The organism is Xanthomonas sp. NCPPB 3200 (assembly GCF_056393585.1).
This window is the reverse complement of the sequence record NZ_CM150785.1, coordinates 429,238-454,142: the sequence shown is the minus strand read 5'-3', so window position 1 is coordinate 454,142 and position 24,905 is coordinate 429,238. Positions and strand designations below refer to the sequence as shown.

Genomic DNA, 24,905 nt, shown 5'->3' with positions numbered 1-24,905 from the left:
CACGGCAGTCGGTTTTCTCGCGCGCACGCACGAGGCGTCTCGGCGGCAACCATCGCTACGCTCAATCCGGCAGCTCCACCAACGGCAAGCCTGCATAGTTTTCGGCCAGGGTGGCGCGCCCGGCCTCGCTGTCCAGCAGATAATCCAGCTCTGCGGCATGAATGCGTGCGGTGAATGCGTCCTGGTCGTCGAAGGTATGCAGCAAGGTGGTCATCCACCATGAAAACCGTTCGGCCTTCCACACCCGCTGCAATGCCAGCGCCGAATACTGTTGCAGCACCGCGGTATCGCCACGCGCGTTCCAGCGCTCGAACAATTGCGCCAGCAAGCCGACATCGGCCAGCGCCAGATTCAGGCCCTTGGCGCCGGTGGGCGGTACGATATGCGCCGCATCGCCGGCCAGGAACAGACGCCCGTACTGCATGGGTTCGGCGACGAAGCTACGCAACGGCGCAATGCTCTTCTCGATCGACGGCCCGGTGACCAGTTGCGCAGACAAGGCGTCTGGCAGACGCGCACGCAACTCATCCCAGAACGCCTGATCGCTCCATGCCTCCACCCGCGCATCGGCCGGCACCTGCACGTAATAGCGCGAGCGCGTCGGCGAGCGCATCGAACATAAGGCAAAGCCGCGTGGGTGCTGCGCGTAGATCAACTCGTCGTTGACCGGTGGGGTGTCGGCAAGCACGCCAAGCCACCCGAACGGGTACATCCGCTCGAACAGGCGCAGTCGCTCCGGCGGGATGCTGGCGCGGCTGATGCCATGGAAGCCGTCGCAGCCGACGATATAGTCGCAGTCGATACGCAGGCGCTGGCCATCGTGGGTGAATTCCACCGCAGGCGCGTCGCTGTCCACTCCGCACAGTGTCACGTCCTGCGCGCTGTAATACGTTGGCGCAGCGCTGCGCGCACGGGCTTGCATCAGATCGGCAGTGACCTCGGTCTGGCCGTAGACGGTCACGCTGCGTCCGCAGCCGCGCAGCAGATCGATACGCTCCCGCCGGCCATCCAGCGACAGTTCGAAGCCGTGATGCGGCAAGCCTTCGCGTTGCACGCGTGCGCCAACGCCTGCCCGCTGCAACAGCGCCACGCTGCCCTGTTCCAGCACGCCGGCACGGATACGCCCCAGCACATGCTCCGGGGTCTGCCGCTCGATCACCACGGTATCGATACCGGCCTGCAGCAACAGCTCGCCCAGCAACAGGCCGGAGGGGCCGGCGCCGATGATCGCGATCTGGGTTCGCATGCAATGCTCCTGCCTCAGCCGACGGATGCAGGCCAGTGTGGGTAGCCAAGCACATGCTTTGAAGGGATGATTGCGTGCAGTGCTTGGACTTTTCGACGATGCCCACACGCGTGCAAACCACTGCCGCAGCTGCTGCGGTTCCCGCCTTCGGTCTGTATGGCGAGCAGCATGCCGACACGCCCGAGCTGTTGCACTGGGAGTCGATTGCCGCACGCAGCCGGCTGCATGACTGGCGCATCGCCCCGCACCGGCACGAAGACCTGGCGCAACTGCTGTACGTGCAACGCGGTCCGGCGACGCTGCAGCTGGATGGCCGCAGCCAGCGCGTGCGTGGCGCAAGCGTGATCTGGCTGCCACCGCTATGCGTGCATGGCTTCAAATTCGATCCACAGGTACGCGGCCACATCATCACCGTGTGCATGCCCTTGGTACGCAATGCCTTGAGTGCCGCGCCAGTATTGCAGGGCGCACTGACGGTCCCGCAGGTCCTGCACGCACGCCGCGCACGCGGATTGCTCGACGTGCTGTTCGCCAGTATTGCCGGCGATCACGCGTACCGACGCATCGGCCACGAGGCCGCATTGCACGCCGCCGCAGCGCAGCTGTTGATCTGGACCGCCCGCACGGCGTTGGAGCACGCGCAGGATGCGGCTGCGGTGAGCCCGTACGCCGACCCGGCATTGCGCCATCTGCGTGGCTATCAGGCCCTGATTGACCAGCACTATCGCGCGCACTGGCCGATCTCCCGCTATGCCGAGCAGCTGGGTCTGACTCCGGGCCATCTCAACGCGTTATGCCAGCGACTGGCCGGCGCCTCGGCACTGCAGTTACTGCAGCGCCGGATCATGCTCGAAGCACGCCGCAGCCTGCGCTACACCAGTCTGAGCGTGCAGCAGATCGCCGCCACCCTTGGATTTTTCGACGCTGCATACTTCAGCCGCTACTTCGCACGCCATGCCGGCTGCTCGCCGACGCAATTCCGCGCTGGCGAGTAAGAGCGGCTGGTCTGTAGCTTGGCTGCCGAGCCCTTGCGATAGCTCAATCGTAGAGCGGTTGATCTGCAGGTTTGCTGCAGGGCCCTTGCCCGCCCACCCTCGCAGGACAGGCCGCAAGTACATCCCTGTACGCGGCATCCATGCCGCGTAAGGTCCCGCGACGGCGGGCGGGCAAGGCCCAGTTGAGATGGTCGGTGGGCAAGGTTAAGAGCGGTGCGCTTGGACAACGCAGATAGATCAGCCCCAAAGCGGCTGATCCACGGCTCGCCTGCAGCCCCGCCCCCCGGTCGGTTGCGACGCGCCGGTCAGAACGGGTACTGCGGCACTTCGTTCTTGATCGTCAGCCATTGCCAGTGGGTGTACTGCTCCCAATCGGCCGGTCCGCCGACACTGGTGCCGTTGCCCGACGCGCCGGTCCCGCCGAAGGGATTGATGACTTCATCGGCCACGGTCTGATCGTTGATGTGCAACAGGCCGGTGTGCAGCTTGTCGCCCAGGCGCATCGCGCGCGACACCGACGCCGACAGGATGCCCGCAGCCAGACCGTACTCGCCATGGTTGGCAAGTTCTGCGGCTTCGTCGTCGGTATCGAACACGGTGATGTTGATCACCGGGCCAAAGACTTCTTCGTCGAATGCACGCATGCCCGGACGCACGTTGGACAGCACCGTCGGTGCATAGAACAGGCCTTCGTTGCTGGCGCCGGCCTCCACCACCGCGCCGGCGGCGACGCTGTCGTCCACGATATCGATCACCCGCTGCAGCTGGCGCTGGTCGATGATCGGACCCAGTGCCACGGTGCCGCTGACCGGATCGCCGACCGGCAGATGCCTGGCTTTTTCGGCCAGCCGCTGGGTGAATGCATCGGCGATCCCGCGCTGGACCAGCACGCGGCCGGTGGCCATGCAGATCTGTCCCTGATGCATGTAGGCGCCGAATGCCACTGCAGAGGCGGCCTTGTCCAGATCGGCGTCGTCGAGCACGATCACTGCGTTGTTGCCGCCCAACTCCAGCGACACTTTCTTCAAATGCCGGCCAGCGATCTCGCCGATGCGCCGCCCGGCCGCGGTGGAACCGGTGAAGGCAATCATCGGGATATCCGGCGATTCAACCAGCGCCTGCCCGATGGCGGCATCGCCATGCAGTACATGCAGCAGTCCCTTCGGCAGGCCCGCTTCTTCCAGCACCTGCGCGATGACCACGCCACCGGTGTATGGCGTGCGCGGGTCGGGCTTGAGCACCACCGCATTGCCCATCGCCAGCGCCGGGGCGACCGAGCGCAGCGACAGGATCAGCGGGAAATTGAACGGGGAAATCACTGCGATCACGCCCAGCGGCAGATGCCGCGCCAGACTGAGCTGACCGGCGCCCGTCGGCAGCACCTGGCCGACCGCCTGCAGCGGCAGCGCCGCAGACTGCTGGTAGATCACCACCGACTCGTTCACTTCGCGCTGGGCCTTGGGCAGGATGCCGCCGGTTTCGCGCGCGATCAGCAGTGCCGCTTCGGCACTGCGCGCTTCCATCAGCTGCGCGGCACGGTGAAACACCGCAGCGCGCTCGCGTGGCGCAGTGGCTGCCCAGGCACGCTGCGCTTTTTTCGCCAGCGCCACGGCAGCGGCGACATCGGCCAGGTCGGCCTTGCCGACTTCGTGCAGCAGAGTGCCGGTGGCCGGTTCGATGATCTGCGCGGTGCCGCCGTTGCCTGGCACCCAGTCGCCATTGAAGATGCAGCCATGCCAGGCCGGAGCGGCGCTTGCGGCAATGGCGGTATTGGGGAGAGCGTTCATGGTCTAGCCTCCTGCTGAGGGGGTGGTGTTACAGAGTGGTGGACGCCAGCCCGCCATCGACCGGCAGGGTGATGCCGTTGATCCAGCGCGCCGCATCGGAGGCGAGAAACACGATGGCCTCCGCCACCTCGTCGGCATACGCCGGCCGCGTCATGCGCTTGGCATCTTCCTTGACGCGCTCCTCGCCGAGCATGGTGACGAAATCGCCAAGGATCGGCGTAAACACCGGCCCCGGCGAGACGTTGTTGACGCGCACGCCGTGCTCGGCGAACCAGGGCCGCGACTGCAGCAGCGTCCAGACGATCAGCGCTTCCTTGAAGTACTGGTAGCAGGTGTCGTGCGCCACCGGATGCGCCTGCAGCCATGCATCGCCAGACGCAAAGCTGTCGGTGGCAGCCAGTTGCTTGTGCAGTTCCAGGCGCTGCGGCCACTCGGCGCCCAGGATGGAGGCCACATTGATGATGGAACCACCGGGCGTCATGCGCGGCAGCAGCGCCTGGCTCAAATGGCGCAGGCCCAGATAGTTGACGCGTGCCACCACCTCCAGCGGCGCGGTACCGGGGACGCCAGCCACATTGGCCAGCGCATCGATACGCGCCGGCAAGGCCTGCACCAGCGCATCGATGGATTCCGGATCACCGAGATCGGCCTGGTGGAACCCGTGCAGCGACATCTGCACCGGCGTGCGATCGACGCCGATCACCGTGGCGCCATGGAAACGGGCCAGACGCGCGACTTCGGCACCGATGCCCGATGCCACGCCGGTGACCACGATGGTCTTGTTCTGCAAATTCATTGCCACTCTCCGAAGAGGCCGGCCGTGCCGGCGCTAGAACACATGGACGTACTGCAGGTTGACGTTATTGCCGGAGGCGGCGTTCTTGACCTCCACCGGCAGGTACACATTGGCAAACAGCATGTTGTTGGCATCCATCCGCCACACGCCACCGGGCCCCGCATAGAACACGCTCTGGCGGGTGTCGGCCACACGCTGCCCATTGGTGCGGTTGTCGCGGAACTGGGTGAGGTAATAGGCATTCACGCCAAGCCGGATGTCGGGTACCACTTCCCAGGAGGTGGCGAAGTTGATCCAGCCCGCGTCGCCGGCCTGGCCGTTGCGGAACTCGAAGCCCGGCGGCAGGTTCGGGCGCCGCTCGCTGCGGAAGTTGTAGATATAGTTGATGCGTGCGCTGACTTCCCAGTTGGGGGTCGGGAACACGGTGAACGCATATTGCGGCACCAGCGACCAGTAGCCGGCGCCCTGATTGAGGTCGCGATCGCGGTCGAACTTGCCGATCGGCGCGATCGCATCGATTTCGAAGCGCTGCGAAAACACCGGCCTGCCATTGCGGATCACCGGCAGCATCTGCAGATACGGGCCAAAGGTCAGGTCGCCCACGCCGGCGCCGTTGTCGCGCAAGCTGGCAATGCTGTTGCGCCCGAACGAAGCATCCAGATTGATCAGCGGCAGCAGCGTGTTGATGCCCACTGCGCCGCCGAAGAGCGTGTACGGGGTGACATAGGCGACCTGGGTCAGCAGCAGGGTGGAATCGATGCGTGGGCGGTCGAACACCGGCACGTCGTCACCGCGGGAATCCTTGATCGCGTCCAGTGAGCTCTGGCGCAGATAGGTGACCACCGCCCAGCCGGGCGTGGTGCGGGTGAAGCCGTCCAGATAGCTGGTGCCGCCGGTATTGATGCCGTTGGTCAGCGTCGTACTCTGCGGCAGGTTCTGTGCGCCGGCCGTGCCGGCAGCAAGCAGCGACAGCATGCCAAGCGCTGCGCGGCGCAGTGACGACGCGCGGGAAGACAACCCAGACAGGACCGATCGATAGCTCACTGCGAACATCTCCAGCATTGGGAGGAACAGCGGGAACTGCGGCGGGACAACGGTCAGGCAGGCGCGATCGACACGCCGGCAACGGCGCGTGCGCAGGTCAACAGGAAAGCTGGCCGTGCGCCTGCACGGCAGCGGCGGATTACAGGGTGTCCAGGCGGTCCAGCCGGTCGAGTGCGCGCAGCAACGGCGCCTCGCTGCTGCCCAGCACCACGCTGAGCTGCTGTTCCATGCGCAGCACTTCGGCCTCGGCAGCGCTCAGCAGGGTCACGCCGGCGCTGGTCAGCGACAGATGCTGCATGCGTCGGTCCTGGCGTCCCCGCACCTGCCGCAGCAGGCGGCGCTTGACCAGGCGTGCCACCACGATCGCCAGGTTGGGCGCCGACACGTGCAGCACGTCGCCGATCTGGCGCTGGTTGATGCCCGGGTTGCCGTCCACCAGCATCAGCAGCGAGAAGTCGACCGGCTTGAGGTCGAACGCAGCCACGCAGTCCTGAAACATCCGCCGCACCAGCAACTCGGTGCGGGTGATGCGGTAGCCCAGCAGCCGCAGCAGGCGTGCCTGATCCACCGTGGTGACGGCATCCGGCAGCGGTACGGCAGTGGCAGTGACGGACATGACGGTTCTCGCAGCGAAGACGACAGGCGGACCGGTGCGCGCAACGCTCACCGCCCGCAACGCCGATCCGCGGCGTGAGCTGCATTGTAGACGCGCGCAGGCATGCCGATGTGGGCGTGGCCGCCAGCCACGTGGCACCGCCGTGCAGGCAGGCCGCCACAGGCTGGTGCCAGTCCAGCGCCAGCACGTGGCAGCCGCATGCGGCAGCACGCAGGTATGGGAAGCGACGGTCATCCAGGCACGGCTGCGACATGGGATCCGGGGTCGGCAAGTGATTGCGTTCCGGAATAGTTATGGATCATAACTACATTGCCAAGCTGCAGCGCAGCATGGTCGCGCTCGCCAGGTTGACTACGCGGGTCAATGGGCCTGGCGGGCGTGGTGGCAACGCCTGTGACAGGCACGCCGGGCACAGGTGCGCGCGGCATGCCGGGCCTGGCAGCGGTGGTGGCAATCACGACGGCAGGGCTGCGGCCATCGCCAGACGACGCCTGCGGACCCAGCCCACTCGCCCGGCGCATCTCCGCACCGGCTAGGCCGCGTGCACCCGTGCGGCCTGTGGCCAGCGGGTTACGGGTTACGGCAGCCAGAGCTTCTCGAGATCGCGGAAGCCCCAGTCCGAGGGGCTTTCCATCTGCGCGATGCGGTCCTGGCAGTCCGGGCGCGACAGGTCGATGTCCTGCACCAGCACATGGCTGCGCAGCTTGGCCGAATAGAACACGCGCACCTTGGGCTTGAGCAGCGCATCGGGGGTCTGCTCGATCACCACCGCCAGTTTCTGCGACTCCAGCCGCACCAACGAGCCGACCGGATAAATCCCCAGCCGGCGCACGAAGGCCTGGAACACCACCGGGTCGAAGTGCCCCTGCCACGACGCCATGCGCTTGAGCGATTCGGCCGGATCCCAGCCGCGCTTGTAGGGGCGGTCCGAGCTGATGGCGTCGTACACATCGCACACCGCGCCCATCCGCGACATCAGCGCGATGTTCTCGCCCGCCAAGCGGTTCGGGTAGCCGCTACCGTCCATTTTCTCGTGGTGGTGCAACGCGATCTCCAGCACCACCGCGTTCTGCACGCCGCCGGCCACCAGCAGGCGATGACCGTCCAGCGGGTGCTGGCGCATGATCGCCATCTCTTCGTCGGTGAGCTTGCCGGGCTTGTTGAGGATGTCCAGCGGCGTCACCGCCTTGCCCATGTCGTGCAGCAGGCCGCCCATGGCCGCCTCGACGACCTGCCCTTCGGGCAGACCGAGCTGGCGCGCCAGCCCGCTCATCAGGCCGGCCACCGCCATCGAATGCAGATAGGTGTAGTCGTCCGCGGTCTTCAGCCTTGCCACGCTGATCAAGGCCTGCGGATGCCGCAGGACCGAATCGTTGATGGCTTCCACCAGCGGCATCGCCGCCTCGGTGTCGACGGTGCGGCCAAGCCGCACATCGCGGAACATCGCCTCGACCGTATCGCGGCCGTCTTCGAAGATCTTGCGTGCGCGCACCACTTCGGACTCGATGCCGACCTGCGCGGTGACGCTATTGGTCCGCGCGGTGCGCGTGGTGGTGGCCGGCTCGGGGGGTTCCGGTGCCGGCGGCGGCGGTTGCTCCGGCTCAGGCTCAGGCTGCGGATCGGGCGCGTCCGGCACCGCCGTGTCCAGGTCCAGGCCACGCGCGGTATCGATCACCAGTTGCTCGATCCGGCTGCCATGGATCTTCTCCACGTCGTCCGAATCGACCAGGAACGAGGTCTTCCAGAACGGGTGGTGCACCCACGCGCCCAGCAGCTTGTAGACATACATGCCGGGGCGGAGTTGGTCTGAATCGATGGTTCTGAGCATGCCGGCGCTGATCTGCAAATGGTCCGCGGAAGAGCCCGCCACGACGATGGAGGGTCTGTCGGGTTATCGGCAGTGCGCAGGATTTCTTTGGTCCGGTAGAACTCGCTCGCGCCGTGCGGCGACCGCTGGCTGAGCAGTTCAGTGCGCCGGCAGGCGCATGCCCAGCACGGCGATGGCTGCGAGCAGCAGCGGCACGCTGCAGGCCAGGTACAGGGCCGCCGGCGACCAGCCCGCATCCACCAGCACGCCCACGCACAGCGGCGAGGCGATCGCACCGAAGCGGCCCACCCCGATCGCCCAGCCCATGCCGGTGGAACGCACCGCCGCCGTGAAGACCACCGGCGCCACCGCATACAGCCCGGCGATGGCGGCAAACAGCACCGCGCCGCTCAGCACCGCAATGACGAACGCCCAACCCAGCACCGTGCTGTACCAGCCAAAGGCCAGCAGCGCCAGCGCCGACAGCCCCAGCACACCGGCGGTCAGCCACGACAGCCGCGCACGCGCGGCCAGCGCGCTGAAGATCGCACCGCCGGCGATCCCGCCCAGATTCAACAACACGCCACCGGTCACGCCCTGCTCTGCCGACAGGCCGGCCACGACCAGCAGCTTCGGAGTCCAGCTGAGCACGAAATAGAACGCAAACATCAGCAGAAAGAACGCCAGCGCGATCAACAGCGACTGCCGTCGCAATGCCGGCACGAACAGGGCCGCATAGCCCCGCGCCCGATCGGAGCCATGCGGCGGCGGTGACGGCAGTACCGCCTGCGGCGGCATGCCCATGCGCGCAAGCACCGCGTTGAAGCGTACGCCAGCACCGGGCGGGCGACGCGCGATCAGAAATTCCAACGACTCGGGCAAGAACGCCAGCACCAAGGGCACACACAGCAGCGACCCGAGCGCGCCGAGCATGAACACCGCGTGCCAGGACCAGTGCTGCAACAGCACTGCTGCGATCGCGCCGCCCAGCGTCGCGCCGATCGGATAACCGGTGGCCTGCAGCGCCAGTGCCGTGCTGCGCCACTGGGCGGTGGAATATTCGGCAGCGATGACCGCAACGCAGGCCAGCATGCCGCCGATGCCGATCCCGGTAAATGCCCGCAACGCGCCGAGTTGCCACACCCCGGTGGCCAGCGCCGAGGCGCCCATGCCCACGGTCAAGATCGCCAGGCATGCCAGGATCGTCGCGCGCCGCCCGATGCGGTCGGCCAGCGGCGCCAACAGCAACGATCCCACCGCCATGCCGACCAGGCCGGCACTGAACAAGGCCCCGAGCAGCTTGCCCGACAACTGCCACTGCGCCGACACCTGCGGGGCGGTGAAGGCCATCGCCATCACATCGAAGCCATCGAGCATGGTCAGCAACACGCACACCGCCACCGCCCTCCACTGAAACCGCGTCATGCGTTGCAGTACGAAGGGTGCAGGTGTCGCGGCGCTCTGGGTCATCGGGTGATCCTGGTTAGGGAGTGCAGCTGCATTGGCAACCTCACGCGTGGCCACGCGCTCACGCAGCGCCGCCACGACGAAGACGCAAGCACGCTGGACGCTGCGACGGCCTTCGACAGCGCAGCGGTACTGCAACGCGGCAACGACAGTCGGGGTGCTGCAACGTCACCGGCACGCTAGGCCGATCGCAGGGCGCGTTCAAGACAGCGGCCTGCACGGGTGTGCGCTTATCGAACGAGCCGGCAGCGCGCTTCGCTTGCCCCTCCACGCATTCGTTGAGCTGTCTGCGCAGCGGCATCTGCAGGGTGCGCCTTGCCTGCACGGAAACGATCGACCTCGCATGCGGCGCTGCAGCGCGTGACTCGAGTGCGATCAGACCGGGCAACCCTCACGCTCGCCCGATCAGGATTGCAAAGCGCAACGCCGCACTCGTGATGCAGGCATGGATGCAACGCTGCTGGCAGCGAGGTTGAACGACGCGACATATGCATGACTGCACACCGCCACACACACCTCGATCCGTTCGAAGCGGCAGCGAACGTGCAGGCGCGGCCTCACACGCCCTGGCGCCAGCTGTTCCAACACGCTGCGCCGCTGTATCAGGCACGTCCGCAACCAGATCGATCCACTGCCGCACCAGCGCTTTCCGCATGCAGACGCTCGCCCGCTATCATGCAGGCCGTGCCCGCACCGGGCGGCACACCGACATGCCGGAGATCATCGTGACCCCGATTCGCTCGTTCCTGGAACACACCCCGCAACTGGGCGCACGCGTCTATGTCGATCCTGCCTGCACCATCATCGGCAAGGTGAGCCTGGGCGATGACGTGTCGGTGTGGCCGGGCACGGTGATTCGCGGCGACGTCAATCATGTGCAGATCGGCGCACGCACCAACGTGCAGGACGGCACCATCATCCACGTCAGCCACCATAGCCCGTTCAACAAGGCCGGCTACCCGACAGTGATCGGCGCCGACGTCACGGTCGGCCACGGCACCATCCTGCATGCCTGCACCATCGAAGACCTGTGCCTGATCGGCATGGGTGCCTGCGTGCTCGACGGCGCCACCGTCAAGCGCTACGGCTTTGTCGGCGCCGGGGCGGTCGTCGGCCCCGGCAAGATCGTCGGCGAAGGCGAGTTGTGGCTGGGCAATCCCGCACGGCTGGCCCGCACGCTCAACGACAAGGAAATCGAGAGCCTGCATTACTCCGCACAGCATTATGTGCGGCTCAAGGACCAGTACCTGGGCACCGTCGGCACCGGCTGAGCCGTTGTCCGCCCTACGCAGGCATGGCAAGATCGGCGCCCTGCGGCGTGGGGACGCTGCCCTCGAATGGATTCGACCCGATGCATACGCGTTTTGCCCTGCGCAGCCTGCTGGCCGCCTGCCTGCTGATCGCAAGCCAGTCGCTGCTGGCCATTCCAGCCGACGCCGTCGACGAAGCGCAGGTGCTGTCTGCCCTGCAGTACCGCGACGGCCACATCGACGTGCCGCAAGCCAAGGCGCACTTCGACCTGGACCCGGCATTCCGCTACCTGGACAAGGCCGACACGCGCCGCGTGCTTGAGCAGCTGTGGGGCAACCCGCCCGACGACAGTGTGCTGGGCATGATCGTGCCGCGCACACCCGCGCTGGATGCGCCGGGTGGCTGGGCAGTGGTGGTGACCTATGCCGACGACGGTTATGTGTCCGACGAGGATGCCGCCAAGATCGATTACAGCGAGCTGCTGGCCGACATGCAGAAGGGCACCGCCGAAGACAACGCCGCGCGCCGCGAGCAGGGCTACGGCACCGTCGACTTGCTCGGCTGGGCGGTGCCGCCGCGGTACGACGCCGGCAGCAAGAAGCTCTACTGGGCCAAGGAACTGCGCTTCGATGGCGCCCAGCAGCACACGCTCAACTACGATATCCGCGTGCTGGGCCGCAGCGGCTACCTCAGCCTCAATGCCGTCGCCGGCATGGACCAGCTCGAACAGGTCCGCCAGGGCATGCAGCAATTGCTGCCGATGACCGAATTCGACCAGGGCGCGCGCTATGCCGACCACAACCCGTCCACCGACAAGATCGCCAGCTATGGGCTGGCCGGCCTGATCGGCGGTGGCCTGGCGGCCAAGGCCGGGCTGTTCGCCAAGCTGGGCCTGTTGCTGGCCAAGGGCTGGAAGCTGGTGCTGTTGGGCGTGTTTGCCGTGGGGACGGGCATCAAGCAGGTCTTCTCCCGCAAGGCGCAGGGCACCGGCAGCTGAGGCGTGCCGCGGCTCACGGCCGCGTGGCGTGCTCCAGTGCCGTTAACGTGGCCAGCGCCTGTGCGCGCGATGCGCCGCACATGTCCTCGGACGGACGCAGGCTGGCGCACACCGCCGGCCGCGTCGGCAACCCGAACAGGCGACAACGGCCCTGGCTGTCGAGCTGCACGCAGGGCACACCCGCCGGCTTGCCTTGCGGCATGCCGGGGATGGCCGAACTGATCGACGGCGCGATGCAGCAGGCCGCGCAGCCGGCGCGGCACGGGAGGTTCTTGCGCATGCCGCCAGTGTAAACCGCCGCCACCTGCCGCCAGCGGCGGCGTGGCTAGCGCGGCGGGATGTAGCTGGACAGGCGCACATCGAAGAAGGCCTGCACGGCAGCGAGATTGCTCTTGGCCTGGATGTCCGCGCCCACGTCGCGGCTCATGCCGAGCACGTCATCATCCGGCCAACCGGGGCCGAAGCACCATTGCGTGCTGGGGATATTGTTCGCCTGCAGATGGGCCAGCATGCGCGTGGTGGCGACCTCCGCGCTGCGGTTGCCGGCCGGGTAGCCGTGCTCGCCGAGATAACCGCGCTTGCCGGCATCCCGCAGGGCGTCGATGAAGGGCGTCACCATCATGATGCCGGTATCGGGCTGGATCACTTCGTTGCGCCCGCCCGGTCCGATCCAGTTGCCGCCGCCAGCGCCCTTGCTGTCCAGATAGTTGTGCGCTTCGTAGACGATGCGGTTGTAGGGATCGGGGATGTCGAACAGGCCCATCGAATCCTTCTGCCAGAGCCGGGCACTGGCATAGCCGTTGCCGCACACGAACACGAAGTGGTCGCGGTCGCGATCGATGATGGTCTTGCAGCACGCAGTGGCGGTGTTCTGCCAGTGCGCCGCCATCGACAGCACGCTGCCGTCGGCGGCGCGCTCGTCGCCCTGATAGGGCTCGTTCATCACGCCCCAGCCGAACACCGCCGGGTGCTGCCGGAACCGGTTGACGATGCGTGCCCACAGGTCGGGCAGGCCGGACGCGTTGTAGAGCGTGCACCCCGGCGTGCCGATCACGCGGTATTCGTACAGCTTGAGCAGCCCGTCGCGGCGATCGAAATAGCCCTGGTAGCCGAAATTGCGCAGCGGATAGGTGTCGGCCCAGACCGCGGCGGCCGCCGGGTCGTCGATACGGTTGCCGCGCGCATCCACAAGCGTGCCGCTGGCGTCGCGCCGATAGCCCGACTTGACGGCCACCCGCTGCGGCAGGCGCATATAGTCATGCAGCTCCACGATGGCGCGCTTGCCGCGGGCGGCGATGTGGTCCAGCGCATCCTGGACCTGGCTGCAGTAGGTCTCGTTCAAGGCCAGGCCCTGCCCCCGCGTGAAGCGCGCGGCGGTGGTCGGCAGCCGGAACAGCGGGCAGGCGCCGGCGGCGGCCACGTGCTGTGCGGTAATGGCGCGATAGTGCGTGCCGATCTCCGCATTCTCCACATAGCTGTTGGAGGCCAGGCCCGACAGGTTCAGGCCCGCAAACGGCAGGGTGGCGCTCTGCGCAGCCGCGCGGCCGCCCCACCCGAGGCCGGCCAGTGCCACCGCGCCGGCTGCGCCCTGCAGCACGCGACGGCGGGTGATCCCGGCGGTTGCTGCCGGCGTCTGGTCGATGGGATGCGAGGCTGCCGCTGCCGTGCGGCGTGGGTGTGGATGGTCGGACATGGGCGCCTCCTGCGGTGCCGTTGGTGGAGATCCTCGGCGATGGTGCTCCCCTCTGCCGCACCGGTCTGACGGCGATGGTGCCGGTGCGGCAACGGCGCAATCTGCGCTCCGGTTCGCACTCCGGGCACTGCATGCCGGCACGCATACGTTTACATCGCATTACATGCCACGCCGACCAGCGGGTGCCGCGTGCGAGAGGCGCGTGTTCCCGCGCCGTGCCGGCGAACGCTCCGCCGCCTGTGCGATGTGCGATGTGCGCTGCCCGCGCCCTCCCCACCGCCAAGGCGTGCCCTGGCCCGCGTGCTACCGTGCCGGATCACCGGAGCGCGCCGCGACCGTTGCAGCAGCAACAGTCACGACGCGGTCTAATTGCCAGCCACCGCTCGCCAATCAGCCGTCGAATTCGCCATGCCCGAGTACCGCTCCAAGACCTCCACCCACGGCCGCAACATGGCCGGCGCCCGCGCACTGTGGCGCGCCACCGGCATGAAGGATGGCGACTTCCACAAGCCCATCATCGCCATCGCCAACTCGTTCACCCAGTTCGTGCCCGGGCACGTGCATCTGAAGGATCTCGGCCAGCTGGTCGCGCGCGAGATCGAACGCGTCGGCGGCGTGGCCAAGGAGTTCGACACCATCGCCGTGGACGACGGCATCGCCATGGGCCACGACGGCATGCTGTATTCGCTGCCCAGCCGCGAGATCATCGCCGACTCGGTCGAATACATGGTCAACGCGCATTGCGCCGACGCGCTGGTGTGCATTTCCAACTGCGACAAGATCACCCCCGGCATGTTGATGGCCGCGCTGCGGCTCAACATCCCCACCGTGTTCGTCTCCGGCGGGCCGATGGAAGCCGGCAAGACCAAGCTGGCCGAACACAAGCTCGATCTGATCGACGCGATGGTGATCGCCGCCGACGACAGCGCCTCCGACGAAAAGGTGGCCGAGTTCGAACGCAGCGCCTGCCCCACCTGCGGCTCGTGCTCGGGCATGTTCACCGCCAACTCGATGAACTGCCTGACCGAAGCGCTGGGCCTGTCGCTGCCGGGCAACGGCACCGTGGTGGCCACGCATGCCGACCGCGAGCAATTGTTTTTGCGCGCCGGGCGCGTGGCGGTGGAGCTGTGCCATCGCTGGTATGGCGGTGAAGACCCCACCGCGCTGCCGCGCGGCATCGCCACGTTCGAAGCGTTCGAGAATGCGATGACGCTGGATATCGCCATGGGCGGCTCGACCAACACCATCCTGCATCTGCTCGCCGCCGCGCAGGAAGGCGACGTGCCGTTCGGCATGCGCGATATCGACCGCCTGTCCAAGCGCGTGCCGCAGCTGTGCAAGGTCGCCCCGAACACGCCGAAGTACCACATCGAAGACGTGCACCGCGCCGGCGGCATCATGGCCATCCTCGGCGAGCTGGCGCGTGGCGGCCTGCTGCATACCAACGCGGCCACGGTGCACGCACGCACGCTGGCCGATGCCATCGCGCAATGGGATGTCACCCAGACCGACGCAGAGACCGTGCACACGTTCTACAAGGCCGGCCCGGCAGGCATCCCCACGCAGATTGCCTTCAGCCAGGCCACGCGCTGGGACAGCCTGGACACCGATCGCAGCGAAGGCTGCATCCGCGATGTCGCACACGCGTTCTCGCAGGAGGGCGGCCTGGCCGTGCTATACGGCAATATCGCCCGCGACGGCTGCGTGGTGAAGACTGCGGGCGTGGACGAATCCATCCACGTCTTCGAAGGCAATGTGCGCGTCTTTGAGAGCCAGGATTCGGCGGTCAAAGGCATCCTTGCCGACGAAGTGAAGGCCGGCGACATCGTGGTGATCCGCTACGAAGGCCCCAAGGGCGGCCCCGGCATGCAGGAAATGCTCTACCCCACCAGCTATCTCAAGTCCAAGGGCCTGGGCAAGCAATGCGCCCTGCTCACCGACGGCCGCTTCTCCGGCGGCACCTCGGGCCTGTCGATCGGCCACGCCTCACCGGAAGCCGCGGCGGGCGGCGCGATCGGGCTGGTACGCGACGGCGACAAGATCCTGATCGACATCCCCAACCGTTCGATCAATCTGCTGATCTCGGACGAGGAACTTGCTCTTCGTCGCGCAGAGCAGGATGCCAAGGGCTGGAAGCCGGTCGAGGTGCGCCCACGCAAGGTCACCACGGCGTTGAAGGCGTATGCGTTGCTGGCAACCAGTGCGGACAAGGGTGCGGTGCGGGATAAGGCGTTGTTGGACGGCTGAGGCATTGCCATGAAGACCGCGGATTCTTAGCGGTCTTCATCGATTCCCGGCATAGGACTTTGCAGGGACTTCAGTCACGACGCCTCGTGGCAAACGCCTACAGCGGACTGGCATTGCTTGCCCGCAACGTCACCCACTGCCGGTGCGTAGCCCGTCCAGCGGGCTGCGCACCGCCCACGCCCCAGCACATGCGTGTAGATCTGCGTGGTTACCACATCCTTGTGGTCCAACAGCTCCTGCATGGTGCGCGCGACATCCTCGGCCGAGAGCACCACCGGAATGGGCCGCGCCGGCTTGGCGCGCTGCTGTTTCTCCATCCAGGGTAACTCCGCCCTCGCGATACAGGAACAGCAGCACCGCCAGCGCCTGATGCTGCCTGCCGGCCGACACCTGGCCCTGCGTCGCCAGTTCGGTGAGAAACATCTCGACCTCTACCCGCCTAATCTGTCCTGGATTCCGTTTGCCGTTTTCCAGAATGAAGCGTCGGATCCAGCCCACATACGCCTGCTCGGTACGCAGGCTGTAGTAGCGAAGCTGCAGCCGACCACGCACCTGATTCAACAGCTCAGGGGTCAGAGGCGTCATTACACCTGCATCGTCACGGGTGCAATTCATACGCCTGCGCAAACGTCGGATAACGCAACCAGCATTGATACAAAGACTGCCGGTTACCATCTGGCAAGTCATTGTTACGGAATAGGAATTGCCCCTTCCCAGACCTCCGGCCTTAGTCGATACTTGGCGCAACACCGCTTTTAGGCGGTCCAAGAGTAGTTAGGCCAATAACAATGCTCATTGCCCTGCACAATTCTCAACGAAAGAGAGCAGAAGCCGCGGGTAGCGGACAGGTCGGGAAATGTCCTTGGACTGATCTGGACGTGAAAGCTCACGTTGGAGCTATCAGGCAGTACTGGGCCTATATCGGTGGGCAGCCAAGGCTACCGCCTGGATATGAGCCGGAATCAGAATGGCACCGCTGTTGGAAGGAAGTTGTTGATGACGCCCAATGTGAAGTCGTCATGGGCCAGAATAAGGAGCATAGAGCAGACATTCTTGGCAGCAATGACACGATAATTGAAATACAAAGAAGCGTTATTGATATCCGCGACGTACGAGATAGAACAGAATTCTATTTCAAGCAGTCTGGGAAGCGAATGATTTGGGTCGTTGATATCCAGGAGTTTTGGTTAAAGAGATTTTTCCTTGTTCCTACTGATAAACAGGGTGAATTCAAAGTTGACTGGAAGCCCAGAAGGACGTGGCTGTGGGACATAGCAAAAACTCGAGACACTCATCTGTATTTTGAATTCAACCAGAAGAATGACAAACTGCTTCACTGCTGGATTCACAAGTCAGAAATGTACTGCAAGTACATCACCAAGAAACAATTTTTTATGACTTATCTTGACAGCGTTTCGCGCACGCATTTCCGCGGATTTCCCAAGGAAGCTCTCGATGTACTACAGGGATTGGCCTAACAGTTCATTCAAGCCGAAGCCGCTTCGCAACTCGGCTTAATTCAAGCGTTAGGGCACATACCAAACTTCAAGGAGAGTCCATTGAGCAGGCCGGTCATTCCAAACATGAGATTGTGGCCTCGCAACTTGAGTACATCTCAAGGCGGTGGGCTGTCCACATCCCAGTACGGCGGTATGTCGACTTCACAGTACGGTGGCATGTCTACATCGCAGTACGGCGGCATGTCCACGTCGCGGTATGGCGGTATGTCCACATCGCAGTACGGTGGCCTCTCCACCTCGCAGTATGGTGGCTTGTCCACTTCCCAGTACGGAGGCTTGTCGACCTCACAGTACGGCGGTCTATCTACTTCACAGTACGGCGGTCTATCCAGCTCTCAAGGCGGCGGCATGTCCACGTCTGCTACCAACGTGTACATGAGCAACATTCCGCCATGGCCTGTATTCCTCCGCGAGCTCGAGGCGCGCGGGTACCAGGCTCAGACTGACTCAATCCGGCAGCGTTTGCCAGATTTTCTGTGGCCCGAGAACTTCTTCCGCTAATGGGCCCTAACAATTCATTCAAGCCGAGCCCGCTTCGCGGGTCGGCTTAATTCAGGCGTTAGGCCGCTCATGAGTACATATGCAATTCTGGGGATGCTTGCAGTTGCGCTAGCTCTTTGGGGCTATGGCCTTTGGCGGCGCGGATTCTTCAGTGCACAAACTCCCCCAGTAGAGCGCCAGACCTATGGCATTCGTACTGCGCTATGGTTCGCTTCTATATTTATCTTGTCTTGGCCACTTCGACAGCATCGAGCCTCAATGGGAGACACTGCTTACGTGATCGCAGCGCTGGCTATCCTTGCGCTCTTTTTTGTGATTGGTCTAGTTGCTACGAATTTCCTGGTCAAACGTGCTCGGGATCGTGGTGGCGCGGCCTAACAATTCATTCAAGCCGAACCCGCTTCGCGGCTCGGCTTAATTCAAGCGTTAGGGCTCACATGAGATATTTCAGGCGCTCAATTGCAGTAGCTGCTTGCCTGCTTGCTTCATGTAGCGGACCCGATTCCATCGGAAACAAATCTGAGTGGTCAGCTCTTCAAGGAGTCGAGTACGAATACCGGAGCATGTCGCGTTCTGCGCCACTGGTCCTAACCGTATCCGACTACCAGATGGTTGGCCTGCCAGCCACAAGTCGCTCAGGCCTTGTTTGGGTGTTGCTCAATCCAAAAAATGAGCCTCTCTACAAACAATTGCCTCAAGGTCCATACCACCTATCCGCATCTCAGTTGGCGGCGCTCAACGTCACTGAGCCTGCGGTCCTAGCTGGACTGCGGGCACATGTGAGAGAGTGAGCCCTAACAACTCATTCAAGCCGAACCCGCTTCGCGGGTCAGCTTAATTCAGGCGTTAGGCGGCAGAGATACATCATGGCAACTTGCTGCGTGTTTATCATCAACCCAAGCATTTCTCTGCTTGTAGCGGCTGAGCGCATCGGCGCGGCACTAGCCGTGCGACTTGAGCCTGAAATGTCTGGACGCTTTGAGGAGTACCCGGCGTTCGTAGGAGCCACCTCCGACCTGGAGATTGCTCTGCTTGGCCCGCCTCAGCCCGAGCACGACAGCCGTGACAACCCAACGCAAGACTATGCACTCCAAGTAGCGCCTCTCGCGCAAGTCCAGCCGCGCCGCTACTCGGAGCTGCATCAGCAATTACTGGCCGGCGGCGTCGAGGTTGTTGCCTACGAGCTGCCGCCTAACAATTCATTCAAGCCGAACCCGCTTCGCGGGTCGGCTTAATTCAGGCGTTAGAGGGCGGCAGTGAGATCTTTGTCAGTGCAAGTACAACCAGAGCGTTCCCCTGGCATCGATATGGTCGCTCTGACCACATCGTTCCGGACTCTAGTTGGCCGGATTGATCTCGTTCGGAGCCATTCGTTCGACAACGGCAATGACAATGGCGCTTACTACAACTTCACATTCGGCACCGATCGCCCAGCCGAGCTTTGGCGCTTGATCCAAGACTCCGTATTTCAGGCCCCCGAGCATCGCCGTTACCTAGCATCGTCCGCCATGGCTATGTGCTCCAGCGAGGGTGGTTGGCACAGGTACTCTCAGCTCTATCATTGGGATCCAGAGGTGCCCGTTGTCTCCGTTCCCGCCCTTTAACAATTCATTCAAGCCGAACCCGCTTCGCGGGTCAGCTTAATTCAGGCGTTAGCCCCCAATGAATGATCGCATGAGCCATGAGGAGTACGTTTCTTCTTGCCGCGAGCGGGCTGCCGGTATTGCTCTGGCCGTTCTAGAGGGAGCAATGCCGTTGCTTGAGGGCTGTTATGCATTGGCCTCACTCCAACCAGAGCTAGAGGTTCCGGAGCGAGATCCAGATTTCGAGACGTTCACTGTCATTTCCTCGGAGTGTGACTCGTTGCCTCTCGGGACTGCCAGATCAAGCTGGGCACCGCAAGCTTTAGCCAAGCTTGAGCCTGAGATGCAGTCAGCCATTGCTTGGGCAACTCCGATAGCTCTTCCCGCTTGTCGCTCGGTGGTACAGCGGTTTGGGGCTAACAATTCATTCAAGCCGAACTGGCTTCGCCAGTCGGCTTAATTCAGGCGTTAGGCCGCATGGATACTTGGCAACCGATTACCGTAGAAGAGCTAAAAGCGCTGATAGCCGAGCAGCTCATCGAGTGCTCGACAGATCAACACGAGATCTTTGAACGCTCCAAGGTCACCCCTTATCTCGCGTCAATAGCTCGCCTCGGTAATACAGAGACTGTCTTTGTCGTGGCAAAGGTCGGCGATGTCATCCTGTACTATGAGGACGTTGAGGAGGGTTTCAACATTTCTAGGCTGTCACCGGACGGCGCAATTGCTACTCCTCGTTGCGAGCAATGGGAGTTGTGCCATGCACTCGTGCACTTGGCTGCGGCTAAAAACTCACTTAAGCCGACGCCACTCCGTGGCGTGGCTTAATTCAAGCGTTAGGAGCAGGGGGAGTGAGCAACGTGGGCAAGATCCTTGGGTTCGTACGCGGCGTGCTGGGCCTTGGCCAAGCTGATGCAACCAGCAAATTTGAACAACCCCAAGACGAACCTCTGTTTATGGCGATGCCCAACGGGGAGCTTGCGGACGCCGCCCGAGCAGCTAACGGCTCGCTAGGCCACTTTCGTCAGCTCCTAGCCAATGGGATGCCGACTGACGTCCAGTCAATGGTAAAAACACGCATCTCTGATCCGGCAAGTGGCGTGATGTGGCTTTGGCTAACCGTGGAGTCCGCTACGCCTTCTGGATTCAACGGAGTCCGCTACGCCTTCTGGATTCAACGCGTCCGTCTTCGAGGCGCCGCCTGAGTTCACTGACCTCTCTCCCGGCACAAGGAAGTTCGTGCCGGAATCAGAAGTAGCGGATTGGGCTTTGGTCAGCTCGGGCGTTATGCAAGGTGGCTACTCGCTTCGCATTCAACGAAGCCGCCTTCCTGCAGCCGAGCGCGAGCCGTTTGATCGCTACATCGGAGTGAGTAGTTATGCACCGCTGCCTGCCCCTAACAATTCGTCCAAGCCGACGCCGCTTCGCGGCGCGGCTTAACTCAGGTGTTAGAATTGATGAGAACGTTTGTCGCCGTTATAACGGCCGTTCTGGGAGCAGCACTTGCGCCGGCCCTGGCTTTTGTTTCTACCTGTATGGCCTTGAACGGAAAAGTACTATTCATTCAAGCCGAAGCCGCTTCGCGAGCTGGCTCAATTCAGGCGTTAGGCTGCTATGGGACAACCACTCGGTTCTGAACAAAAAGCCATGCATCGCATTGTCAGTGAGGTTCTCCATTACATCTGGGATCCCATTGGCATCGCTGGATCTGTCGGCGCACGAGATGAGTACGATGGGTATGCTGACCACGTCTTCTCGCTGCTCTGGGATGGCACGGACGCATCATCAATTGCGCAATATCTCGTAAACGTAGCTGGCGAACGCATGAGGCTTTCTGGCACAGAGTCGCGAGCGTCGCTGGCAGCTGACAAGTTGGTGGAGTGGCGTGCCGAGCTGCTTAGAATACCGCCTAACAATTCATTCAAGCCTAAGCCGCTTCGCGGGCCAGCTTAATTCAGGCGTTAGGCGCTACAGACAGATCAAAGGAGTGCGTATGAATACAATAGCGCAACCGGCCCCATGCGCTATTAGCCCGAAGGACAAAAAGGCGCAGGCACAGGCAGTGGGCGAAGATCTCGTCCGGCACTATGGGAAGCGAAAGTTCTATACCGTCGAACAGGTCCGAGAGTCGAACCGGCGCCGGAAGGTTGACATTGATGTGGCCTGTTGGTCACACGCGATGTTCAACTCGCATGAGGAATTTGACCGCCTGCATTCTGGGATCGCTGAGGGTTGCAATTACGCGGCAATGAAGGCAGACATGCTGCGGGCAGTTGCCACAAACGGTTCGGGCGGCTGGTTCAATTGGGATATGTCCTGGCTGGATTTTCCAGACCTAGACTTCTCGCTTTTCGACTTCTTGGATCTGTAACTGGTTACACAGCGGTAGCGCCTAACAATTCATCAAGCCGAATCCGCCTCGCGGGTCGGCTTCATTCAGGCGTTAGGCCGTACAGGGGGCTCTGTTGCAATCTCTCAAATTCTTCGCATTGTCGTGTTTGGCGGTGGTCGTGTTTGATGCGGTCGCATCTCTCGCGTCTCTGGTGCTTGGCTTTCCTTACACTTACGCAGCGTTCGGATCCGCTATTCTCTACATCGCATTTGCATTCTTCGCTGCTCGTAAGTTTGGGTTCTGGGCTGCAGTTTTGCTCGGTTTAGCTATGGGCATCACTGATGCAACGCTTGGCTGGGCCGTCTCTTGGGCCATTGGTCCAGGCCGCCTTGCCGGAGGCACTCTCACCCTGTCGGTTTGGTTCTACACTACAACGTTCGCCGTAATATTGGGCGCAATTTACGGGCTTATTGGCGGCGGCATTGGTGTGCTCACGGGGCGGCGGCGTGCGACCTGACAATTCATTCGAGCCGAACTGGCTTCGCGGGCCGGCTAAATTCAGGCGTTAGGGGCAAAAAGGATTGCAGCCATGCATCAGGAAGCTGAAAGGACCATCAATCACGGCCTCAGCCCTGGTGCGAGACTGCTCCTTGGCGTCTTTGCCATGCTGTTTTGCGCCGTCATGGTCGTTGTTGCGCCGCCTACCGACAAGGCAATTTATTTCTACTTGTTTGCCGCTTTTTGCTTGCTACTCGCCATTGCCTGCTTTACTCAAGGCCGAGTCAGGCAATTCATTGGCAGCCTCATTGGCTGCACCATCTTCGGTCTTGGCATCTGGTACCTTGTGGTCGAGCTTTCTAGGGCCCCAACTTGGCTTGGTGCGCGCAGTCAGCCATCAGTTCTAAACGCTTGCTTGTATCTCTTGTTTATCGGTTTTCCAGGTGCGGCATACGCTTATCGGGCACGCTTTGGCATGCGGCGTAAGTCCTAACCACTCATCCACGCGGACGGCTCCGCCGCCGCTTAATTCCAGCTTTAGACCGCACTGATGCAATCACACACTCTCGAACTATTTGCTGACTACTTCCAATTCTATCTCCAGGACGAGGGAGCGAGCGGCGACCTGTCGGATGCGTGGAGTCCAATAGCCATTCAACGCATGTTCGCTGTCTCAATGGGCGTGGTCGGGATCGGCACTGCGCGCAACATGTGCGTACCAGTTACGCTTGAGTTCCTGGATTCGGCGCCGTCTGCTGACTTCATGGAATTCGATCATGTTGTCGAGGGTTCACTCGCGATCACAAAAGGCCCGCTCGTTGTGGCTGGCTGCACGGACTACTTGCCTGATGCGGCACGCTTTGACTTGGCGCCTGGCGAGTACAGAGTCCGTCTTTCTTCTTCCGGCCTTTGCACGCTATCGGAGGACGGGCTTGATGGCCAAGATCACTACCGCCTACAACTTTGGCAAGCTTCGCCCACTGAACCAACCGTCCTTAAGCAGCGTGCGGTCTAACAATTCATTCAAGCCGATGCCGCTTCGCGACACGGCTTAATTCAAGCGTTAGTCCGCAAGGGAGATCGCGTGGAAGGCCCAACCAACAAGCTTCTCATCGTCGGCGGCGCACTGAGTGGCGTTGCAGCACTGGCACATCTTGCATGCTTGGTAGTGGGTGCACCGCTCTTCCGCCTCTTGGGCGCCGGAGAGCAGATGGCGCAACGTCACGCTGAAGGCAGCTGGTACCCCACAGTGGTCACGCTAGCAATCGCCACCATCTTGGCCATTTGGGGTGCGTACGCACTCTCGGCCGCAGGTGTATTCCGGCCGTTTCTGCTACGTCGAACAGTCCTTACGGCGATCACAGGTATTTACATCGTTCGCGGTGTGGCGTTTGTCCCGGTCATGGCCTACTTCCCTGGCAACAGCCTCACGTTCTGGGTCGTGAGCTCGGCGACCTGTTTCGCCATTGGTCTAGTGCACCTTGTGGGGCTTCGCCAGTCGTGGGGCAGGCTACGCCGGCTTGCGGCCTAGCCATCCATTCAAGCCGAAACCGCTATACGGTTCGGCTTAACTCAGGCGTTGCGTCTGCTTTTTCGCAACTGACATTTGAGGCAAAGATCATGAGCGACTCCCGATTTGGCCGTTCCAACCCCTACCTAAAGATTGGCAGATCGCTGGTCTTGTTCGCCCTAGGAGTGATAGCTTTTACCTCGTTCTTTCTTCCAGATAGAGATCTCCAAGCTATTGTCCGCAACATCGGTGGCGTGGTGCTGCTTTGCGGCGCTGTCGTCTATGTGATCGGTCGGTTCGTGCAGGCCAAAGGTGCACGGGCGAAGGCCTGATAATCCATTCAAGCCGTCGCCGCTTCGCGACGTTGCTTAACTCAGGCGTTCGCCGCTGTCAGGAGTCATCGCAAGATGGAAAGGACACAAGCCGACGCAATCGCGAAGGCCATTTTGGGGCCGGATCTGCGTACTCAGGAGCAGATTCGCCAAAAGCGTATAGCGGAGACCGCTTAGTTTGCTTTAGCGGGCTCGGGGATCGGTGCTGGCATTGCATACCTCATCGGCGTGCAGTTTCCAATCGGAGTGGTTTGGGGCGGGCTTGCGAGCTCCATAGTTGGCTGGTTGGTGACGCGCAGGTCCGGGGCCTAACAAGTCATTCAAGCCGAACCCGCTTCGCGGGTCGGCTCAACCAGGTGTTAGGCAGCAAAGCAGACATGATCGCAACTCTATTCATCGCACTTCTCGCTGCTAGCTCGTCGACTGTGCCTGCCAATGAGCAACCCGTGCTTCAATGCAACATTGGACCGGCCTTGAAGCAGTTCGGAGGCAATGAGTGGCTGATATATGGCTGCGCTGACGGGCATTCCGTAGTGGTCGCTGCTAGCGCGCCCAATCCCGCTGCGCCGTTCGTCTTTATCCTCACGCCGAATGGGAACGGTGGCATTGAGTTGCGCGGCGAAGGTACTGGGACCGAGTCCGCCACCAAACCCGCGTATGACAGGCTCAGCAAGATGTCCAGC

General features: G+C 62.9%; 23 protein-coding genes and 1 pseudogene. 14 read left to right on the top strand and 10 right to left on the bottom strand.

Features of this window, described 5'->3' with window-relative positions; all coding sequences use genetic code 11:
• Positions 1-61: 61 nt before the first annotated feature.
• On the bottom strand, positions 62-1,246 hold the full coding sequence (gene pobA, locus AC06DU_RS01915; RefSeq protein WP_478203410.1) for a 4-hydroxybenzoate 3-monooxygenase: 1,185 nt from the start codon (positions 1,244-1,246) through the stop codon (positions 62-64).
• 98 nt (positions 1,247-1,344) lie between these two features.
• Between pobA and AC06DU_RS01910 the strand changes: the two genes are divergently transcribed.
• Positions 1,345-2,241, top strand: a complete 897-nt coding sequence (locus tag AC06DU_RS01910) for a helix-turn-helix domain-containing protein (protein WP_478203409.1) — start codon at positions 1,345-1,347, stop codon at positions 2,239-2,241.
• Positions 2,242-2,546: 305 nt separating this feature from the next.
• Here AC06DU_RS01910 and AC06DU_RS01905 read toward each other — a convergent pair whose 3' ends face one another.
• From AC06DU_RS01905 to AC06DU_RS01880, 6 genes are all read right to left on the bottom strand, one after another.
• A complete protein-coding gene (locus AC06DU_RS01905; protein ID WP_065033062.1) occupies positions 2,547-4,028 on the bottom strand; it encodes a benzaldehyde dehydrogenase in 1,482 nt (493 codons plus the stop codon).
• 28 nt (positions 4,029-4,056) lie between these two features.
• Entirely contained in the window at positions 4,057-4,824 is a 768-nt protein-coding gene (locus AC06DU_RS01900; RefSeq protein WP_104554544.1) for a coniferyl-alcohol dehydrogenase, read from the bottom strand.
• A 33-nt stretch (positions 4,825-4,857) separates the two neighbouring features.
• Entirely contained in the window at positions 4,858-5,886 is a 1,029-nt protein-coding gene (locus AC06DU_RS01895; RefSeq protein WP_478203407.1) for a SphA family protein, read from the bottom strand.
• A gap of 121 nt (positions 5,887-6,007) precedes the next feature.
• Positions 6,008-6,484: a MarR family winged helix-turn-helix transcriptional regulator gene (locus AC06DU_RS01890; protein ID WP_126965400.1), complete on the bottom strand. Its 477-nt coding sequence runs from the start codon at positions 6,482-6,484 to the stop codon at positions 6,008-6,010.
• 577 nt (positions 6,485-7,061) lie between these two features.
• Entirely contained in the window at positions 7,062-8,312 is a 1,251-nt protein-coding gene (locus AC06DU_RS01885; protein WP_167763286.1) for a cyclic di-GMP phosphodiesterase, read from the bottom strand.
• A 138-nt stretch (positions 8,313-8,450) separates the two neighbouring features.
• Entirely contained in the window at positions 8,451-9,761 is a 1,311-nt protein-coding gene (locus AC06DU_RS01880) for an MFS transporter (protein WP_478203406.1), read from the bottom strand.
• A 722-nt stretch (positions 9,762-10,483) separates the two neighbouring features.
• Here AC06DU_RS01880 and AC06DU_RS01875 point away from each other — a divergent pair.
• Together AC06DU_RS01875 and AC06DU_RS01870 are read left to right on the top strand one after the other, a co-directional pair.
• Positions 10,484-11,029, top strand: a complete 546-nt coding sequence (locus AC06DU_RS01875; protein ID WP_478204341.1) for a gamma carbonic anhydrase family protein — start codon at positions 10,484-10,486, stop codon at positions 11,027-11,029.
• Between the two features lie 80 nt (positions 11,030-11,109).
• Complete coding sequence (locus AC06DU_RS01870) at positions 11,110-12,006, top strand: DUF2167 domain-containing protein (RefSeq protein ID WP_478203405.1); 897 nt, start codon at positions 11,110-11,112, stop codon at positions 12,004-12,006.
• A gap of 13 nt (positions 12,007-12,019) precedes the next feature.
• Here AC06DU_RS01870 and AC06DU_RS01865 read toward each other — a convergent pair whose 3' ends face one another.
• Positions 12,020-12,286 carry a YkgJ family cysteine cluster protein gene (locus AC06DU_RS01865; protein ID WP_080715739.1) on the bottom strand — a complete coding sequence of 89 codons (267 nt, stop codon included), beginning with the start codon at positions 12,284-12,286 and terminating at the stop codon, positions 12,020-12,022.
• Positions 12,287-12,331: 45 nt separating this feature from the next.
• The gene (locus tag AC06DU_RS01860; protein WP_478203403.1) at positions 12,332-13,699 is read right to left on the bottom strand and encodes a glycoside hydrolase family 5 protein; all 1,368 of its coding nucleotides are present in this window, start codon (positions 13,697-13,699) and stop codon (positions 12,332-12,334) included.
• A gap of 408 nt (positions 13,700-14,107) precedes the next feature.
• Between AC06DU_RS01860 and ilvD the strand changes: the two genes are divergently transcribed.
• Positions 14,108-15,946 carry a dihydroxy-acid dehydratase gene (ilvD, locus tag AC06DU_RS01855; protein WP_046345393.1) on the top strand — a complete coding sequence of 613 codons (1,839 nt, stop codon included), beginning with the start codon at positions 14,108-14,110 and terminating at the stop codon, positions 15,944-15,946.
• A 230-nt stretch (positions 15,947-16,176) separates the two neighbouring features.
• Here ilvD and AC06DU_RS01850 read toward each other — a convergent pair.
• A pseudogene (locus AC06DU_RS01850) lies at positions 16,177-16,531 on the bottom strand (phage integrase N-terminal SAM-like domain-containing protein); the annotation flags it as partial.
• A 293-nt stretch (positions 16,532-16,824) separates the two neighbouring features.
• Here AC06DU_RS01850 and AC06DU_RS01845 point away from each other — a divergent pair.
• From AC06DU_RS01845 to AC06DU_RS01800, 10 genes are all read left to right on the top strand, one after another.
• The gene (locus AC06DU_RS01845; RefSeq protein ID WP_478203402.1) at positions 16,825-17,424 is read left to right on the top strand and encodes a competence protein CoiA family protein; all 600 of its coding nucleotides are present in this window, start codon (positions 16,825-16,827) and stop codon (positions 17,422-17,424) included.
• A gap of 1,424 nt (positions 17,425-18,848) precedes the next feature.
• The gene (locus AC06DU_RS01840) at positions 18,849-19,202 is read left to right on the top strand and encodes a hypothetical protein (protein WP_144410912.1); all 354 of its coding nucleotides are present in this window, start codon (positions 18,849-18,851) and stop codon (positions 19,200-19,202) included.
• An 825-nt stretch (positions 19,203-20,027) separates the two neighbouring features.
• A complete protein-coding gene (locus tag AC06DU_RS01835) occupies positions 20,028-20,378 on the top strand; it encodes a hypothetical protein (protein ID WP_046345389.1) in 351 nt (116 codons plus the stop codon).
• 32 nt (positions 20,379-20,410) lie between these two features.
• A complete protein-coding gene (locus AC06DU_RS01830) occupies positions 20,411-20,755 on the top strand; it encodes a hypothetical protein (RefSeq protein WP_478203400.1) in 345 nt (114 codons plus the stop codon).
• 34 nt (positions 20,756-20,789) lie between these two features.
• Complete coding sequence (locus AC06DU_RS01825; RefSeq protein WP_478203399.1) at positions 20,790-20,990, top strand: DUF2314 domain-containing protein; 201 nt, start codon at positions 20,790-20,792, stop codon at positions 20,988-20,990.
• Between the two features lie 553 nt (positions 20,991-21,543).
• The gene (locus AC06DU_RS01820) at positions 21,544-21,921 is read left to right on the top strand and encodes a DUF6559 family protein (RefSeq protein ID WP_478203397.1); all 378 of its coding nucleotides are present in this window, start codon (positions 21,544-21,546) and stop codon (positions 21,919-21,921) included.
• Between the two features lie 94 nt (positions 21,922-22,015).
• Positions 22,016-22,399: a hypothetical protein gene (locus AC06DU_RS01815; RefSeq protein ID WP_478203395.1), complete on the top strand. Its 384-nt coding sequence runs from the start codon at positions 22,016-22,018 to the stop codon at positions 22,397-22,399.
• Positions 22,400-22,471: 72 nt separating this feature from the next.
• On the top strand, positions 22,472-22,873 hold the full coding sequence (locus AC06DU_RS01810) for a hypothetical protein (protein WP_478203394.1): 402 nt from the start codon (positions 22,472-22,474) through the stop codon (positions 22,871-22,873).
• A gap of 57 nt (positions 22,874-22,930) precedes the next feature.
• Entirely contained in the window at positions 22,931-23,395 is a 465-nt protein-coding gene (locus tag AC06DU_RS01805; protein WP_046345385.1) for a hypothetical protein, read from the top strand.
• 605 nt (positions 23,396-24,000) lie between these two features.
• A complete protein-coding gene (locus tag AC06DU_RS01800) occupies positions 24,001-24,222 on the top strand; it encodes a hypothetical protein (protein WP_144410911.1) in 222 nt (73 codons plus the stop codon).
• The last annotated feature ends 683 nt before the right edge of the window (positions 24,223-24,905 follow it).

Excerpts from the sequence above, each read along its gene's own strand:
- AC06DU_RS01910 (WP_478203409.1), top strand. The coding sequence starts at position 1,345 with ATGCCCACACGCGTGCAAACCACTGCCGCAGCTGCTGCGGTTCCCGCC.
- AC06DU_RS01835 (WP_046345389.1), top strand. The coding sequence starts at position 20,028 with ATGGATACTTGGCAACCGATTACCGTAGAAGAGCTAAAAGCGCTGATA.
- AC06DU_RS01885 (WP_167763286.1), bottom strand. The coding sequence starts at position 8,312 with ATGCTCAGAACCATCGATTCAGACCAACTCCGCCCCGGCATGTATGTC.
- AC06DU_RS01820 (WP_478203397.1), top strand. The coding sequence starts at position 21,544 with ATGAATACAATAGCGCAACCGGCCCCATGCGCTATTAGCCCGAAGGAC.
- AC06DU_RS01870 (WP_478203405.1), top strand. The coding sequence starts at position 11,110 with ATGCATACGCGTTTTGCCCTGCGCAGCCTGCTGGCCGCCTGCCTGCTG.
- pobA (WP_478203410.1), bottom strand. The coding sequence starts at position 1,246 with ATGCGAACCCAGATCGCGATCATCGGCGCCGGCCCCTCCGGCCTGTTG.
- AC06DU_RS01890 (WP_126965400.1), bottom strand. The coding sequence starts at position 6,484 with ATGTCCGTCACTGCCACTGCCGTACCGCTGCCGGATGCCGTCACCACG.
- AC06DU_RS01800 (WP_144410911.1), top strand. The coding sequence starts at position 24,001 with ATGAGCGACTCCCGATTTGGCCGTTCCAACCCCTACCTAAAGATTGGC.
- AC06DU_RS01865 (WP_080715739.1), bottom strand. The coding sequence starts at position 12,286 with ATGCGCAAGAACCTCCCGTGCCGCGCCGGCTGCGCGGCCTGCTGCATC.
- AC06DU_RS01900 (WP_104554544.1), bottom strand. The coding sequence starts at position 4,824 with ATGAATTTGCAGAACAAGACCATCGTGGTCACCGGCGTGGCATCGGGC.
- AC06DU_RS01805 (WP_046345385.1), top strand. The coding sequence starts at position 22,931 with ATGCAATCACACACTCTCGAACTATTTGCTGACTACTTCCAATTCTAT.
- AC06DU_RS01905 (WP_065033062.1), bottom strand. The coding sequence starts at position 4,028 with ATGAACGCTCTCCCCAATACCGCCATTGCCGCAAGCGCCGCTCCGGCC.
- AC06DU_RS01810 (WP_478203394.1), top strand. The coding sequence starts at position 22,472 with ATGCATCAGGAAGCTGAAAGGACCATCAATCACGGCCTCAGCCCTGGT.
- AC06DU_RS01880 (WP_478203406.1), bottom strand. The coding sequence starts at position 9,761 with ATGACCCAGAGCGCCGCGACACCTGCACCCTTCGTACTGCAACGCATG.
- AC06DU_RS01860 (WP_478203403.1), bottom strand. The coding sequence starts at position 13,699 with ATGTCCGACCATCCACACCCACGCCGCACGGCAGCGGCAGCCTCGCAT.
- ilvD (WP_046345393.1), top strand. The coding sequence starts at position 14,108 with ATGCCCGAGTACCGCTCCAAGACCTCCACCCACGGCCGCAACATGGCC.
- AC06DU_RS01895 (WP_478203407.1), bottom strand. The coding sequence starts at position 5,886 with ATGCTGGAGATGTTCGCAGTGAGCTATCGATCGGTCCTGTCTGGGTTG.